The 15,179-nt window shown below is 51.9% G+C and carries 14 protein-coding genes and 7 tRNA genes; 17 read left to right on the forward strand and 4 right to left on the reverse strand.

Annotation, left to right across the window (positions count from 1 at the left end; translation table 11 throughout):
- Positions 1-6 precede the first annotated feature (6 nt).
- From lepA to acpS, 8 genes are all read left to right on the forward strand, one after another.
- Positions 7-1,806, forward strand: a complete 1,800-nt coding sequence (lepA, locus tag ACY2RQ_RS04710; RefSeq protein ID WP_490111802.1) for a translation elongation factor 4 — start codon at positions 7-9, stop codon at positions 1,804-1,806.
- A 62-nt stretch (positions 1,807-1,868) separates the two neighbouring features.
- Positions 1,869-2,708: a signal peptidase I gene (gene lepB / locus ACY2RQ_RS04715; protein WP_490111803.1), complete on the forward strand. Its 840-nt coding sequence runs from the start codon at positions 1,869-1,871 to the stop codon at positions 2,706-2,708.
- Between the two features lie 75 nt (positions 2,709-2,783).
- Positions 2,784-3,158, forward strand: a complete 375-nt coding sequence (locus ACY2RQ_RS04720) for a DUF4845 domain-containing protein (RefSeq protein WP_490111804.1) — start codon at positions 2,784-2,786, stop codon at positions 3,156-3,158.
- Positions 3,155-3,841, forward strand: coding sequence for a ribonuclease III (rnc, locus tag ACY2RQ_RS04725; protein ID WP_490111805.1), 687 nt, complete (start codon positions 3,155-3,157; stop codon positions 3,839-3,841). Before ACY2RQ_RS04720 ends, rnc begins: the two co-directional genes overlap by 4 nt.
- A complete protein-coding gene (gene era, locus ACY2RQ_RS04730; RefSeq protein WP_490111806.1) occupies positions 3,838-4,749 on the forward strand; it encodes a GTPase Era in 912 nt (303 codons plus the stop codon). The genes rnc and era overlap by 4 nt, the downstream gene beginning before the upstream one ends.
- A 45-nt stretch (positions 4,750-4,794) precedes the next feature.
- Entirely contained in the window at positions 4,795-5,601 is an 807-nt protein-coding gene (recO, locus tag ACY2RQ_RS04735; RefSeq protein WP_490111807.1) for a DNA repair protein RecO, read from the forward strand.
- On the forward strand, positions 5,598-6,356 hold the full coding sequence (gene pdxJ / locus ACY2RQ_RS04740) for a pyridoxine 5'-phosphate synthase (protein WP_490111808.1): 759 nt from the start codon (positions 5,598-5,600) through the stop codon (positions 6,354-6,356). Before recO ends, pdxJ begins: the two co-directional genes overlap by 4 nt.
- On the forward strand, positions 6,353-6,739 hold the full coding sequence (gene acpS / locus ACY2RQ_RS04745) for a holo-ACP synthase (RefSeq protein WP_490111809.1): 387 nt from the start codon (positions 6,353-6,355) through the stop codon (positions 6,737-6,739). Before pdxJ ends, acpS begins: the two co-directional genes overlap by 4 nt.
- Positions 6,740-6,801: 62 nt before the next feature.
- Here the strand turns inward: acpS and rdgC are convergent, their stop codons facing one another.
- Positions 6,802-7,776, reverse strand: coding sequence for a recombination-associated protein RdgC (gene rdgC, locus ACY2RQ_RS04750; protein ID WP_490111810.1), 975 nt, complete (start codon positions 7,774-7,776; stop codon positions 6,802-6,804).
- A gap of 201 nt (positions 7,777-7,977) precedes the next feature.
- Here rdgC and ACY2RQ_RS04755 point away from each other — a divergent pair.
- The 7 genes from ACY2RQ_RS04755 (at position 7,978) to ACY2RQ_RS04785 (ending at position 8,946) form a co-directional block, all read left to right on the forward strand.
- A tRNA-Val gene (locus ACY2RQ_RS04755) sits at positions 7,978-8,053 on the forward strand.
- Positions 8,054-8,102: 49 nt separating this feature from the next.
- Positions 8,103-8,179 (forward strand) — tRNA-Asp (locus tag ACY2RQ_RS04760).
- A 121-nt stretch (positions 8,180-8,300) separates the two neighbouring features.
- Positions 8,301-8,376: transfer RNA gene (locus ACY2RQ_RS04765), tRNA-Val, on the forward strand.
- Between the two features lie 49 nt (positions 8,377-8,425).
- A tRNA-Asp gene (locus ACY2RQ_RS04770) sits at positions 8,426-8,502 on the forward strand.
- Positions 8,503-8,587: 85 nt separating this feature from the next.
- Positions 8,588-8,664 (forward strand) — tRNA-Asp (locus tag ACY2RQ_RS04775).
- Between the two features lie 80 nt (positions 8,665-8,744).
- Positions 8,745-8,820, forward strand: a tRNA-Val gene (locus ACY2RQ_RS04780).
- Between the two features lie 49 nt (positions 8,821-8,869).
- Positions 8,870-8,946: transfer RNA gene (locus ACY2RQ_RS04785), tRNA-Asp, on the forward strand.
- Between the two features lie 383 nt (positions 8,947-9,329).
- Here ACY2RQ_RS04785 and cysZ read toward each other — a convergent pair.
- On the reverse strand, positions 9,330-10,088 hold the full coding sequence (cysZ, locus tag ACY2RQ_RS04790) for a sulfate transporter CysZ (RefSeq protein ID WP_490111811.1): 759 nt from the start codon (positions 10,086-10,088) through the stop codon (positions 9,330-9,332).
- 154 nt (positions 10,089-10,242) lie between these two features.
- Between cysZ and trxB the strand changes: the two genes are divergently transcribed.
- A complete protein-coding gene (trxB, locus tag ACY2RQ_RS04795) occupies positions 10,243-11,196 on the forward strand; it encodes a thioredoxin-disulfide reductase (RefSeq protein ID WP_490111812.1) in 954 nt (317 codons plus the stop codon).
- A 94-nt stretch (positions 11,197-11,290) separates the two neighbouring features.
- Here the strand turns inward: trxB and ACY2RQ_RS04800 are convergent, their stop codons facing one another.
- Positions 11,291-13,411: a carboxy terminal-processing peptidase gene (locus ACY2RQ_RS04800; RefSeq protein WP_490111813.1), complete on the reverse strand. Its 2,121-nt coding sequence runs from the start codon at positions 13,409-13,411 to the stop codon at positions 11,291-11,293.
- Between ACY2RQ_RS04800 and ACY2RQ_RS04805 the strand changes: the two genes are divergently transcribed.
- Positions 13,399-13,542, forward strand: coding sequence for a hypothetical protein (locus ACY2RQ_RS04805; protein ID WP_490111814.1), 144 nt, complete (start codon positions 13,399-13,401; stop codon positions 13,540-13,542). The two genes, ACY2RQ_RS04800 and ACY2RQ_RS04805, sit on opposite strands and share 13 nt — an antisense overlap.
- 281 nt (positions 13,543-13,823) lie before the next feature.
- On the opposite strand, the gene ACY2RQ_RS04810 is transcribed toward ACY2RQ_RS04805, so the two are convergent.
- Positions 13,824-15,128 (reverse strand): M18 family aminopeptidase, encoded by a 1,305-nt coding sequence (locus tag ACY2RQ_RS04810; RefSeq protein WP_490111815.1) that lies wholly within the window; start codon positions 15,126-15,128, stop codon positions 13,824-13,826.
- Positions 15,129-15,179 lie beyond the last annotated feature (51 nt).

Raw genomic sequence — 15,179 nt, forward strand, 5'->3', positions numbered from 1 at the left:
CTGACGGTGAGCAACCTGAAAAATATTCGTAACTTTTCCATTATTGCCCATATCGACCATGGTAAATCCACGTTGGCTGATCGGTTCATCCAGACCTGTGAAGGCCTGAGCGACCGGGAGATGCAGGCCCAGGTTCTTGATTCCATGGATCTCGAACGGGAACGTGGCATTACCATCAAGGCCCAGAGTGTAACGCTCCAGTACAAGGCAAAAGATGGTGAAACCTACCTGCTGAACTTTATCGATACACCGGGGCACGTTGACTTCTCCTACGAAGTTTCCCGTTCCCTGGCGGCCTGTGAAGGTGCGTTGCTGGTGGTAGATGCGGCTCAGGGTGTGGAAGCCCAGTCAGTCGCCAACTGTTATACGGCCATTGAGCAGGGGCTGGAAGTGATGCCCGTGCTTAACAAAATGGATTTGCCCCAGGCTGAGCCTGAACGTGTGGCTCAGGAGATCGAAGAAATTATCGGTATCGACGCCATAGAAGCCGTGCGCTGCTCCGCGAAAAGCGGCCTGGGTGTTGAGGATGTGCTGGAAGAATTGATTTCTTTCATTCCCGCACCGGAAGGTGACCGTGACGGTGACCTGCAGGCGCTGATTATCGATTCCTGGTTCGACAACTATCTCGGCATTGTCTCCCTGGTGCGGGTTATGAACGGCACCCTGCGCAAGGGTGACAAAATGTTTGTCAAGTCCACCAAAGAGGTTCATCAGGTGGACGACATTGGTATTTTTACTCCCAAGCGGGAATCCACCGGCATTCTACAGGCTGGCGAGGTTGGCTACGTTGTTGCCGGCATCAAGGACATCCACGGTGCTCCCGTGGGTGATACCCTGACTTTAGCCAAGACAAGAGAGGTTGAAGCCCTGCCTGGTTTTCAGACTGTTAAACCCCAGGTTTACGCCGGTCTGTTCCCGGTCAGTTCAGATGACTTTGAAAATTTCCGGGATGCCCTGGAAAAGCTCAGCCTGAACGATGCTTCACTGTTCTATGAACCGGAATCCAGTGACGCACTGGGGTTTGGTTTCCGTTGTGGCTTCCTGGGTATGCTCCATATGGAAATTATCCAGGAGCGTCTGGAACGGGAATATGATCTGGACCTGATCACCACTGCCCCCACGGTTATTTACCAGGTGCTGATGAAAAATGGTGAATTGGTAGAGGTTGATAACCCGTCAAAACTGCCAGACCCTGCGGGTATCGACGAAATCCGCGAACCTATTGTGCAGGCCAATATCCTGGTGCCCCAGGAGTACCTGGGTAACGTGATCAGCCTATGTGTGGATAAACGCGGTATCCAGAAAGATATGCAGTTTACCGGCAGCCAGGTGTCCCTGACTTACGACCTGCCTATGAGTGAAGTGGTGATGGACTTCTTTGACCGTCTGAAGTCGGTCAGTCGCGGATTTGCCTCGTTGGACTATAGTTTTGATCGCTTCGAGACTGCGAACATGGTCAGAATGGATATTCTGATTAACGGTGAGAAAGTGGACGCTCTGGCCCTGATTCTGCATAAGGATAATTCCCATGGCCGTGGTCGTGACCTGACCGCGAAAATGAAGGAAATTATCCCCCGGCAGATGTTTGATGTGGCCATTCAGGCCGCGCTGGGTGGGCAGGTTGTGGCCCGAACCACTGTTAAGGCCCTGCGCAAGAATGTAACTGCCAAGTGTTATGGCGGTGACGTTTCCCGTAAGCGTAAGCTGCTGGAGAAACAGAAAGCGGGTAAGAAGCGTATGAAACAGGTAGGACGGGTGGAAATACCCCAGGATGCGTTCCTGGCCGTTCTGAAAGTGGATAAATAAACACAGCCGTCACCGGCAGCCAGCATGATGCGGGTTGCTCTGACAGAAGGGCATTAAAAAGCATGATGGACTTGAATTTTCCTCTGATTCTCGTAATCGCAGTCTTTGCCACCGGGTTGCTGGCATTGCTGGACCGACTGGTGCTGGCTCCCCGCCGGAAAGCGGCGGTTGACCGCTACCAGAAGAGTGTGGATGTTCCGGACGCAGCGACCCTGGAAGATCTGGAGCGGGAATCTGTAGTGGTGGAAACCTCCAAATCTATTTTCCCGGTACTGCTGCTGGTTCTGGTATTGCGTTCATTTTTTTATGAGCCGTTCCAGATTCCTTCCGGCTCCATGCTGCCGACGCTGGAGGTAGGCGACTTTATTCTGGTAAACAAATACACCTATGGTTTGCGCCTGCCGGTGGCTGGTACCAAGGTTCTGGCCGTGAATGATCCCCAGCCGGGGGACGTAATGGTGTTCAAGGAGCCGGGTAATACCAGCATTAACTTTATCAAACGGGTGATTGGTGTGCCGGGGGATGTTATCCGCTATGCCAACAAGACCCTGACTATAAACGGCAAGAAAATTCCCGAAAGCTTTGTGGGTGAACGGATGGATGATTTTGATCCGCGCATCGGCATTCGTCCGATCTACCGCATCTATGATGAAACCATCAACGGTGTGACCCATGAGATTCGCAAGGATCTGATGATTCCCAACCGCCGTGCGGAAGGTGAATGGGTTGTTCCGGAAGGTCATTATTTCGTTATGGGAGATAACCGGGACCGCAGTAACGACAGTCGCTTTATTGGCTTTATTCCCGATGATAATGTTGTTGGTAAAGCGGTATACATCTGGATGCACTGGCCAAGCTGGAAAGATATTCCGAACTTCCGTAATAATGGCCCTGTGGAGTAAGCTACTTCAGTCTGACCTGTCTCGGTGGGCGTTATCCGCGCCTGCTGATTCAAAAATAATAACAAGGAGATTGTCGTGACGCTAAGAGGAAAGCAGAGAGGGGCATCTGCGCTGCAGATGCTGTGCTATACACTGGCAGGCCTGTTTGCCGTTACAGTGTTATTCAAAGTGGCACCGGTTTATATGGATAACTTTTCCATTCGTTCGGTCCTTAACTCCCTTGATGAACGGCCGACAATCCGCTCCGCTGGCGCAGACCAGATTAAGAACTGGGTTAGCAAAGGCTTTCAGGTTAACGGTATTCGGGATGTGTCCACGGATACAATCAAGGTACGTCAGGAAGGAGCTTTCCTGGTGGCCGATGTAAACTATGAACGACGTGTAGACCTGTTTGGTAACATAGACGTCGTACTTACTTTCGAGAACAGCTGGAAAATTAAACAGCAGTGAAATCTTCGCTAGACAAGCTGGAACGCAAGCTGGGGTATAACTTTAAAGACTCTGAGCTTGCTGTTCTGGCACTCACGCATCGCAGTTATGGTGGCCGCAATAATGAACGACTGGAGTTCCTCGGGGATTCTATCGTTAACTTTCTTATGGCCGAGGAATTGTATCAGCGCTTTCCAGAGGCCCGTGAAGGGCAGTTGAGCCGACTGCGCGCACGTATGGTCCGGGGGCAGACCCTGGCGGAACTGGCCCGGGAATTTGGCTTGGGTGACTTTCTGCTGCTGGGCTCAGGTGAGCTCAAGAGTGGCGGCTTTCGTCGTGAATCTATTCTTGCGGATGTAGTCGAAGCGCTTCTCGGCGCGATTTACCTGGATTCCGGTATGGAAGCCTGCCGTGAGCGGATCAAGGTCTGGTATGCCTCCCGGCTGTCAACCCTGTCGGTGACTGACCAGCACAACAAAGATCCCAAAACCCGTTTGCAGGAGCATCTTCAATCCCTGCAACAGAGTCTGCCTGAATATGAATTGCTCAGTATTGAAGGTAAAGCCCATGCCCAGACATTCCGGGTTCGCTGCCATGTGCAGGGGCAGGAAGGAACAGAAGGCTCCGGCAGCAGCCGGCGTGTTGCTGAACAGCAGTCAGCCCGTAAGGCTCTTGTGGTCCTGGGTGTAGAGGTAGAAGAATGATCGAACAGGCGGTATCCCAGGGGCGGTGCGGCTATGTCGCTATTGTTGGTCGTCCCAACGTTGGTAAATCCACGCTGCTCAACAGAATTTTAGGGCAGAAGCTGAGCATTACCTCCCGAAAGCCCCAGACTACCCGTCACCAGATTCACGGCATTAAAACCGAAGGTGATATCCAGGCCATTTACGTGGATACTCCGGGTATGCACTTGGGGGCTGAGAAAGCCATTAACCGTTATATGAACCGGGCCGCGTCTTCTTCTCTGGCAGATGTGGACGTTGTCGTCTTTATGGTGGATCGTCTGCGCTGGACCGAAGAAGATGAAATGGTGCTGCAGAAGATCAAGACCTGCCGTGCTCCGGTGATTCTTGCGGTCAACAAGGTTGACCGTCTTGACGAAAAAGGAGCCCTGATTCCCTGGCTGGATGACCTGGCCCGTAAGATGGACTTCGCCCACATCGTGCCTATGGCCGCCAAGAATGGTCATAACGTTGATCGTCTGGAGCGCCTGGTTCACGGTTTCCTGCCGGAAAGTGTGCACTTCTTTGGTGATGACCAGATCACTGACCGCAGTTCCCGTTTCCTGGCCGCTGAGCTGGTGCGAGAAAAGGTTATGCGCCAGCTGGGTGATGAACTGCCTTACCAGATCACCGTTGAGATTGAAGAGTTCAAGGATATTGAAGGTGTTCTTCATATTGGTGCTCTGCTGTTGGTGGAACGTCCCGGACAGAAGAAAATCGTCATTGGCGACAAAGGTTCACGACTGAAAACCATTGGTCGCGACGCCCGTCTGGATATGGAAAAGCTGTTTGACAGCAAAGTTATGTTGAACCTTTGGGTGAAAGTGCGCAGCGGCTGGTCCGACGATGAGCGTGCCCTGGCCAGTCTGGGCTATAACGACCTGGCTTGATAACTTGTGAACACGGCTGCTGAGGTTGAAACTGAGGAAATATCTTTGCTGACCCGTACAGTTAACCTCGAACCGGTATGGGTGCTTCACACCCGTCCGTACCGGGAAAGCAGCCTGATCGCAGATCTGCTCACCGCCCACCATGGCAAGGTCTCCGTTGTAGTAAATGGGGCGCGGGGAACAGCAACCAAAAAAGGGCGACAAAGGAGGGGTTCCCTTCTTCAGCCTTTTACGGAATTGCTGGTGGGCTGGACGGGTAAGACTGAGCTGAAAACCCTGAACTCCCTGGAGCAGAAACGCATAGTGCCCCTGGGTGGTGAACGTCTGTTTAGTGGTCTCTATGCCAATGAGTTGTTGCAGCGCCTGTTGCAGCCCTGGCAACCGGTGGATAAGGTTCCTGAGCTTTACCTGTGGCTGCTGGAACACCTCGCCGGCGATGCTCCCCTTGAGCCGCTGTTGCGGCTGTTTGAGAAACAATTGCTTGAATGTCTGGGTTATGGCCTTCCCCTTGGTTTTGAGGCAGAAACAGGCCAGCCCATGGAACCGGACAGCCATTATCGCTATGACCCTGAGAATGGCTTCTGGCCTCTGGCTTTTGAAAGTAAGGCTTTTGAGAGCAGGGCTCTTAAGAGTAACGTTTTTGAGAGTAAGCCCCCTGGCAGTCCAGGCCCCTACGGGCAAGCTGTGAATCTTTTTTCCGGAAGTGTGCTGCTGGCTTTTGCAGAGAACGCGGTTCCGGACGAAGGCCTGCCGGAACTGAAGCGCCTGATGCGTATAGCGATGATGCCTCTGTTGAGAGGAAAGCCATTGCGCAGCAGGGAGTTGTTCAAAGGAAAAGTGAATCAGACATGATGCCCATCAATCGCATTCTTCTCGGCGTAAATATCGATCATATCGCCACCCTGCGTCAGGCCCGGGGTACCACCTACCCGGATCCGGTGAAGGCCGCCCTGGACGCGGAACAAGCTGGCGCGGATGGTATTACCCTGCACCTGCGGGAAGACCGTCGTCATATTCAGGACCATGATGTCTACCGTTTGAAAGACCTGCTCCAGACTCGTATGAACCTGGAGCTGGCAGTGACTGACGAAATGCTCGCCATTGCTGAAGATGTGTGCCCGACCCATGTATGCCTGGTACCTGAAAAGCGAGAAGAGCTGACCACGGAAGGTGGTCTGGATGTGAATGGTCAGGAAGGCCGTATTCGAGAAGCCTGTGAGCGTATGGCCTCTGCCGGAATAGCCGTTTCCCTGTTTATTGACGCTGATGAAGTCCAGATTCAGGCTGCCAACCGTTGTGGCGCTCCTGTGATTGAGCTTCATACCGGAGTCTATGCTGAAACGGAGAGCGATGAGCAGATGGAAGATGAGCTGCAGCGTCTATACGACGGTGTTGAGCTTGGTAATGAACTTGGCCTGATCGTAAATGCCGGTCATGGCCTGAATTACCAGAATGTTGAACCTATCGCGTCTATTCCCGGTATCTGTGAGTTGAACATTGGCCATGCCATTATGGCCCGGGCTATGTTTACCGGTCTGCCGGAAGCGATCCGTGACATGCGGACGCTGATTATGGATGCGGCCCGCTACCAGCAGATTGAATTTTGATTGTCGGTATAGGAACAGATATCACTGCCATTCCCAGGCTTAAAAAAGTCTGGGAGCGCAGTGGTGAGCGTTTTGCCCGACGTATTCTCACGGACCGGGAATTCGCTGTGTTTCAGGGGCGAAACTGCTCTGTCGCCTATCTTGCCTCTCGATTCGCGGCCAAGGAGGCTGCTTCCAAAGCCCTGGGAACGGGTATAGGCAAGGTGTCTTTCCAGGATATAGAAGTGCTGAACCAGGATTCAGGAGCCCCTGAGTTGGCGTTTTCCGGTGCGGCACTGGTGCTGCAGAAAGAAAAAGGCATTTCCCGGCTCCATATCAGTTTGTCCGATGAGGAGGAATACGCCCAGGCGTTTGTTGTCCTGGAAACCAGGACGCATGTTTAATTGCCAACGCTGCCCTGAATCTTCTGATTTCGCCGCTGGGCTTCCAGGAGGCGGACAGGCCCTTAGAAAGGCGCTTCTTCCTCTTCTTCATTGGAAATCACCATTTTGGTCTTCCAGGTACTTTGCTCTGATTCTTCTTCTCCGCCCATAGTCTCAATCAGCTCTTTTAGAAACTCAGCCAGAGTACCGGCCATAAGAGTAAAGTCCGCGTCAAAGCGGCTGGCGTCGTCTTCGGCATTCAGGGCTTCGGACTGTTCCTGAAGGGTATCTGTATACTTGATACGACGAATCAGGAAATCATCTCCCACAACGCAGCTCAGGGCTTCGTTCCAGTGCAGGGAAAGGCGGCTGACCTGCATTCCGGTTGCCAGGTGGTTGATCATCTCTTCCGCCAGCAGATCCTGGCCTTTGCAGCGGACCACGCCACCCTCTTCCCCGATATCCTTTAATTCGCACTCATCTCCAAGGGTCATAGAGCCGGGCAGAGGGCTGGCATTCTGTTCCAGCCACAGGGTCATGGTGCTGGCCGGGGACTGTTTTAATGCAGGTGGGACAACAGGCAGGCTGCCCAGGCAGTTTCTCAGGGTGGTGGTGAGCTCTTCCGCTTTGCGGAAGCTGCCAGCGTCCACAATCAGCCAGTTGTTGCGCAGGTCTATATAGCCACGGGTGACATTGGATTTGGTAAAGGCTCTGGGTAGAAGGTCGAGGGTAACTTCATCCTTTATCTGATCCTTCTCCTTACGAAATACCTGGCGGCCCTGGTCGGCTTCTATCTGGCTGACTTTTTCGTTAACGGCGTCACGGATAACGCTGGCAGGAAGAATCTTCTCCTCTTTACGGGCGCAGAAAGTAAAAAAACTACCGCTGACGTGCACAAGGGTTTCGCCGCCGGGTACAGGAGGAACCCAGCCATAGGTGGAGAGCTCGGTTTTGCCGCAGGGGCGGAAAGCCTGTTGGCCAAGACTCTCTTCCAGCTGTTCGGTGGTAATATTGATATCCTGGGTAAACTGGTAAATCACAAGATTTTTAAACCACATAATAAAGGCAAGGCTCCTGAAAAGTGTGCGCAGTCATCTTTCCCAGTCTATACGACGTTCTTTGTGTTGTTCCACCTTATATAAGTTTCGGAAATAACAGGGATATTTCTATTGCACGAGGCACATTAAGCTGCTTATAATGCGCGCCGTCGTCACGACAGCCGCTTCATGCCAATGTTTTGGGGCGAATAGTAAGAAACAGGGTGATTAGCTCAGCTGGGAGAGCATCTGCCTTACAAGCAGAGGGTCGGCGGTTCGATCCCGTCATCACCCACCATATTCGGATGTTACCTTGCCTGATGAGGTTCTTGTCCAGAGAATAATGCGGACCGGTAGTTCAGTTGGTTAGAATGCCGGCCTGTCACGCCGGAGGTCGCGGGTTCGAGTCCCGTCCGGTCCGCCATATTTAATGACGTTGAAGTGATGATAACCAGTATTTTGGTCTGGTAAAGCGCGGTTTTTTTTGTATAATGCGCTTCCCTGTAGGTAGAAGATTTATCTTTTGTTTTGGGTTGTTTTTTTTTGGGTGATTAGCTCAGCTGGGAGAGCATCTGCCTTACAAGCAGAGGGTCGGCGGTTCGATCCCGTCATCACCCACCATATTCGGATGTTACCTTGCCTGATGAGGTTCTTGTCCAAAGAATAATGCGGACCGGTAGTTCAGTTGGTTAGAATGCCGGCCTGTCACGCCGGAGGTCGCGGGTTCGAGTCCCGTCCGGTCCGCCATTTTATATCGAAAAAGAAAAAATCAGTATGACAGGCGCTGATTTGACTGTTTGAAGTGTTTTGAAGTGTTTTGAAGGTTTTGTGTGGACCGGTAGTTCAGTTGGTTAGAATGCCGGCCTGTCACGCCGGAGGTCGCGGGTTCGAGTCCCGTCCGGTCCGCCATTTCTTCAAAGGTTATATTTCCTTTCAAAAACAGCTTTGAGCAGCTTTTAAAAAGTAGCAGCTCTGAGTGGCTTAAAAATGGGTGATTAGCTCAGCTGGGAGAGCATCTGCCTTACAAGCAGAGGGTCGGCGGTTCGATCCCGTCATCACCCACCATATTTGGATGTTACCTTGCCTGATGAGGTTCCTGTCCAAAGAATAATGCGGACCGGTAGTTCAGTTGGTTAGAATGCCGGCCTGTCACGCCGGAGGTCGCGGGTTCGAGTCCCGTCCGGTCCGCCATTATTATTCCAAAACATGAAAAGCCCTGCAGCAATACTGGCGCACCATCATGTCTATTCAATTTTTTGAGATCATCCTGGGAAAATCCAGTTTTCGTGTTGTTAGCTATGATGAACATGGTAAACAGGTCGATCGAAAAAATTCACCCGTCCCAAAATTCTCAGCTTTTTGAATCAGCATAATAAAATGCACTGTGGCCTTTGAAGTCTTACATCAAAACCAACAAGAAAGGCTTCATTGATTCAGACCCTGTAGCTGAGGCCGCCACACGCCCTTCTTGATAAGAACCTTGATACATGATCCGAATTGTGGCCATGAAAAAGTTCCCTATGGTGAACATGCCAGTACATCAGGTGGCGCTTCGGGCGCACCTGATGTAAATGTTACGAGGGTATGTCGGATGAAAGCCCCTGGCGTCGTTCAACCCATAAACAGGAGCCGCCTATCACAGCGGCGGGCATCACCAGAAGATTGACCAGGGGGATCAGGGTAAACAGAGAGACGGTACCGCCAAAGGCCATGGTTTGCAGGGCTGGCCGGGCCAGGACCTCACGCATGGGGCGGAACTTTACCTCTTCGTTATCCGCTGCGTAGTCGCAGTATTGAATGCCCATCATCCATGCGGAGAACAGAATCCACAAGAAGGGGGCGATTACCTGCACACCTGGGATAACGGTCAATATTATGAGTCCCAGAGCTCTGGGGAGGTAATACAAAAGTTTCTGTAATTCTCGGACAATAGTTCTTGGTACTAGGGCAGCCAGGGATTTCCAGCCGCCATCGGGCATGCAGCCAGGGTCAAGCTCACGTTGTATCTTTTCCGCCAGAAAGCCGTTAAACGGCGCAGCGATGATATTGGCAACAATGGTGAAAGTAAAAAACATTATTAATAAGACAGCGATGGCAAACAGTGGCCAGAGAATAACCGTTAGGAAACTGAGAACGTCCGGCAGCCAGCTCAGTAGATAATCGACTAGATTAGAGAACTGCTGCGTAGCCAGCCAGATCAACAGGGAGAAGACAATACTATTAATCAGCAGCGGCACGATGATAAAAGAGCGAATGCCAGGTTCCGGTAAGCGTTTCAGACCGTTCAGAAAGTAGTGCAAACCCCGGCTGGTGGACTGTATATGCTGTTTCATTGTGTATGATTGATCGTCTAAATAGAGACGATAGTTATTCTCGACTGGTGAGTGAAGGAGTTGCTGGTTATTATGTCGAACAATTTTCAGTCGTAACAGCCCGAATGCATATGATCGGACAGTCGGTCGTAAAGGGATTGAGGGAAAATAAAAAATGAGTGAAACCAGACACATTCGCCTGCTGATCCTCGGATCCGGCCCGGCCGGTTATACCGCCGCTGTTTATGCAGCCCGTGCCAATCTGGAACCTGTGCTGATTACCGGTATGCAGATGGGCGGCCAGCTGACCACTACCACCGACGTGGATAACTGGCCCGGAGATGTGGAAGGTTTGCAGGGACCTGATCTGATGATGCGTATGCAGAAGCATGCTGAGCGCTTTAATACTGAAATCATCTTTGATCATATTAATAAGGCTGACCTGCAGCAGCGCCCGTTCCGTCTTGAAGGCGACAGTGGTGTTTATACCTGTGACGCCCTGATTATCTGCACCGGTGCCAGCGCTCGTTATCTGGGACTGGACAGCGAAGAAGCGTTCAAAGGTAAGGGGGTTTCTGCCTGCGCCACCTGTGACGGATTCTTTTACCGCAAAAAGCCTGTAGCCGTTGTGGGCGGTGGTAATACCGCTGTGGAAGAGGCTTTGTACCTTTCTAATATTGCTGAGAGCGTAACATTGGTACACCGTCGTGAAGAGTTCCGGGCAGAGAAAATCCTGCAGAAGAAATTGTACGACAAAGTTGAGAATGGCAATATTAAGCTGGAGCTGAATGCAACGCTGGACGAGGTTCTTGGTGATGATGCCGGTGTCACCGGTATGCGTATCAAGAGTTCTGAAGATGGCTCAACCAAAGACTTGTCTGTTGATGGTGTGTTTATCGCCATTGGCCACACCCCGAACACAGAGCTGTTTGCTGGCCAGCTGGATATGAAGGATGGTTATCTAAAGGTTCAGAACGGTTCTGAAGGCAATGCCACCCAGACATCTATTCCCGGTATATTCGCCGCCGGTGATGTGATGGATCATATCTATCGTCAGGCAATTACTTCCGCCGGTACCGGTTGTATGGCTGCCCTGGATGCTGAGAAGTATCTGGATTCGCAGTTTTAAATACTTTTTGCTTTATAAAAAAACCTTCTGTCAGTTGAACTGGCAGAAGGTTTTTTGTGGCTTTATGAAAAGTCCAGGTCACTCTCGTGGCTGTTTACTTTCCTGTGACGAGAGGGGAAGTTTTATTCTGAATCATATCGCTAAGGATATGACCGGTTTCCACTAGAAGGGCGTCTTCTTCGGGCTTTTTATCTTTCTCGTTTTTGGCGAGTTTTTCTGTCTGTTCCGCTTCCAGCTCATCAAGGTTTTTGTAGGGTTTTTCACCCTTGGCTTTGCGCAGGGTATTTTCAATAGCCAGACGCTGTTGCCGCATCTGGTCGATTTCTGCCTTGCGCTTTTTCTCGTTCAACTGTACGACAGTGCGATCTTCATGCTGCTTCTGGTATTTACGCAGCTCTTCCAGATAGAGGAAATCCGGGTTCTTGGCAGTACGCTGTTCATGGCGTTTCCGCAGACCGGGAATAATAGGTGTCAAAGGCTTCAGCGCGGTGTAGGTCACCGGCTTGATCTCTGTGTAAGGCAGGGCATGGGGCAGTGAACTCTCGCCAATTTCCTTGGGGTCAAACAGGGAAGGATAACTAATATCCGGAATTACTCCCCGGTTCTGGGTGCTTTGACCGGATACCCGGTAGAATTTCGCTACCGTCAGCTTCAGCTGGCCATGGTTAAGGGGCTGGATAGTCTGCACCGTGCCTTTACCAAAACTCTGGCCGCCAATAATCAGGGCTCTCTGATAATCCTGCATGGCACCGGCAAAAATTTCAGAGGCCGATGCGCTGAGACGGTTGATCAGAACAACCATCGGGCCACTGTAAACCTCTTTCGGATCAGGGTCCTGCTGGGCTTCGGTACGGCCACGGCTGTCTTTCACAACAACAGTAGGACCTTTGGAGATAAACAGGCCGGTCAGCTGGTTGGCTTCCTGGAGTGAGCCGCCGCCATTGTTGCGGAGGTCAATCACCAGGCCATCAATCTTCTCTTTTTGCAGCTCCTTGATCAGCTTGCGAACATCACGGGTGGTGCTTTTGTAATTCGGGTCGCCAGCCTGGGCTGCCTTGAAGTCGATATAGAAAGCGGGAATCTCAATTACGCCGATGCGCTTTTTATCCTTGCCTTCGCCAATATTCATAATGCTTTTCTGGGCGGACTGCTCTTCCAGCTTTACCTTATCCCGGCTGATGGGGTAGATACGGGGTTTACCGTCGGTGACTCCGGAAGGAATCACTTCCAGACGCACCAGGGTGCCCTTGGTGCCGCGGATCAGTTTGACCACTTCATCCAGGCGCATGCCGACAACATCTTCCATTTTGCCGTCTTTGTTCTGGGCCACGCCAATGATCTTGTCACCGGGTTTCAGTTGTCCGGCTTTGTCGGCAGGACCGGCGGGAACAACACTGATAACTTTGGTGTACTCGTCTTCCGATTGGAGGACCGCGCCAATGCCCTCCAGGGAGAGACTCATATTAATGTCAAAGTTCTCGGCTCGCTGAGGGGAAAAGTACTGGGTGTGGGGATCATACAGCTGGGTATAAGAGTTGAGGTACAGCTGGAAGGCGTCCTCGCTGCGGGTCTGGTGCAGACGGCGTAGCTGGTTGGTGAAACGCTTTTTCAGAAGGTCACTGATTTCGGGCAGCTTTTTATCGTTCAGCTTCATGGACAGCACGCTGTCCTTCAGCTGTTTGCGCCAGAGTTCATGCTGTTCAGCAGTATTGGCCAGCCAGGGGGCTTTTTCCCGATCCAGCTCCAGGGTTTCATCTTTTTTAAAGTCGATTTTGTCGAGACCGGCATCAATGGTTTTGAGCATATAGCGGATACGCTCTTCGCTGCGTTGGCGATAGCGGTTAAAGATTTCAAAGGCCGGGCGCAGGTTGCCGCCTCTCAGGGCGTCGTCGAGGGTGTCGGTGTATTTGCTGAATTCTTTGATGTCTGACGCTAAGAAGAAACTGCGGTTACGATCAAGGGTATCCAGGTAGCTCTGGAAAATCCTGTCGGAGCTGGAGGCGTCCAGACTGAGTTTCTCGTAAGAGTTGTTTTTCAGCAGCTGAACCACATTCACGCTGGCAATAGCCTGGTTCAGGGTAGGTTTAAGATCGGATACTGGCTGGTTAAGGTCTTCGACGGCCAGGCTGACGGAGGTCAGAAAGCAGAGGCTGAGTGTCAGCAGGTATCGGTAAATAAATTGGGAGCTGAAACGCATCGGGGATGTTACTCTCATTATCGGTGTCCATTATCGTTATCGCCATCACCCCGGCGGGGGACGATTACATCCTTGTTTTAATGGGCAGCACATTATTCGTATGGCGCTTCCTGCACTATAGCATTATCCCGAATGACTTTGTCGGCTGATTTTCATCGGTTTGTATCAGTCTGGCCGGCTTTGTCCGCGCTGGTTTTCGCTGAGGATAAAGCCACTTTCCCGATCAGAATCCTGTTCGAGTAATGTTTTTGTGTCGTGTATTGGCAGGGGATGGGCAGTGCCAGGAGTTAAATCGGCAATTAACTGGCTGGTTTCCCGCTCTTATCACCCGAAATGACAGGGCTTGATTCATTATTGTACGCATTCTGTCGTGAGGAGTTGCAACCGGCGCGTAACCGCCGGCTGCAGAAATATGACAGGCCGATAGTTATCAGGGAAGAAGATCAGTCTTCCGGAAATAACGGGTCAGTACTCTGGCAAGGTTTATGGCATCATCCCGGCCTGCCAGTTCGCGGACAGAGTGCATACCGAAGGTAGGCAGACCAACATCAACGGTGCGTACACCCAGTTCCGTGGCTGTCAGGGGGCCGATTGTGCTGCCACAGCCCATATCGGTACGGGCTACAAAAGCCTGCACAGGAATGTTCTCCTGCTGACACAGCATACGGATCATGGCGCTGGTTTCACTGGAGGTGGCGTAACGCTGATTGGCGTTGATCTTGATCACCGGACCATTGTTCAGCAGAGGGCCGTGGTTGCCGTCGTGACGGTCGGAATAATTGGGATGAATGCCGTGGGCATTGTCTGCGGAGATCATTACCGAGTTCATCATGGCCCGGGTCAGTTCTTCAGAAGTTTCACAGATACGCTCCAGAGTCTGGCGCAGAAACGGGCCGCAGGCACCGGTGGTGCTGGCACTGCCTACTTCTTCGTGATCATTGCAGATCAGCAGAGCGGGCTGGTCATTGTCTCCGGCGTGTACGAGAGCCTGCAGGCCGGTATAACAGCTGAGAAGGTTGTCCAGGCGGGCGGAGGCAATAAATTCTTCATCCAGGCCAATCATGGCGGGTGGCTGGGTATCGTAGAAGAACATTTCATAGTCGAGCACTTCGTCAGGGTTGACACCGTGCTTCTGCAGTTCCCGGGTCAGCAGCTGGCGGAAATCCGGCTTGTCGTCACTATGGTGCAGTCGGCATAGCACCGGCGGAATATCTTTTTGAGGGTTTACGCTGCGATTCTTGTTGGCTTCCCGGTCCAGGTGAATAGCGAGACTGGGAATAGTGGCAATGGCGCGTTTAAAGTCCACCAGGGTGTTGTGCATTTTGCCGCTGGCATCCTGCCAGGTGACTCGCCCGGCAAGGGAGAGGTCACGGTCAAACCATGGGTTGAGCAGGGCGCCGCCGTACACTTCTACACCCAGCTGGAAGTAATCCTTCTGTTTAAGTTCCGGGTTGGGTTTGACCTTCAGACAGGGGCTGTCGGTGTGGGCACCGGCCATGCGGAAACCCTGTTCAGCAAAGTGAGTGTTACCCGTGGTAAAAGCGATAATGGCTGAGTCATTACGGGTAACATAGTACTTGTGTCCTGCTTCCAGTGCCCAGCTGTCCCTTTCATCCAGGGCTTCAAAGCCGGCGCTTTCCAGGCAGCGGGCCATTTCCGCTGTGGCGTGGAAAGGGGTAGGGGAGGCCTGCAGAAAACTGAGCAGGTCCTGGTTAAATCCGGTTGTATCCATCATGAACAGAGTCTTTGCTGAAATGGTGTGACAATCACTTGTTCATATTACCAC

It is taken from the genome of Parendozoicomonas sp. 209JJ7-1, assembly GCF_058147085.1.

What these genes read in the sequence shown, in the direction of transcription:
- lepB (WP_490111803.1), top strand. Translation starts at nt 1,869, where the DNA reads ATGATGGACTTGAATTTTCCTCTGATTCTCGTAATCGCAGTCTTTGCC.
- era (WP_490111806.1), top strand. Translation starts at nt 3,838, where the DNA reads ATGATCGAACAGGCGGTATCCCAGGGGCGGTGCGGCTATGTCGCTATT.
- pdxJ (WP_490111808.1), top strand. Translation starts at nt 5,598, where the DNA reads ATGATGCCCATCAATCGCATTCTTCTCGGCGTAAATATCGATCATATC.
- rdgC (WP_490111810.1), bottom strand. Translation starts at nt 7,776, where the DNA reads ATGTGGTTTAAAAATCTTGTGATTTACCAGTTTACCCAGGATATCAAT.
- cysZ (WP_490111811.1), bottom strand. Translation starts at nt 10,088, where the DNA reads ATGAAACAGCATATACAGTCCACCAGCCGGGGTTTGCACTACTTTCTG.
- trxB (WP_490111812.1), top strand. Translation starts at nt 10,243, where the DNA reads ATGAGTGAAACCAGACACATTCGCCTGCTGATCCTCGGATCCGGCCCG.
- ACY2RQ_RS04805 (WP_490111814.1), top strand. Translation starts at nt 13,399, where the DNA reads ATGTTACTCTCATTATCGGTGTCCATTATCGTTATCGCCATCACCCCG.
- ACY2RQ_RS04800 (WP_490111813.1), bottom strand. Translation starts at nt 13,411, where the DNA reads ATGAGAGTAACATCCCCGATGCGTTTCAGCTCCCAATTTATTTACCGA.
- ACY2RQ_RS04810 (WP_490111815.1), bottom strand. Translation starts at nt 15,128, where the DNA reads ATGATGGATACAACCGGATTTAACCAGGACCTGCTCAGTTTTCTGCAG.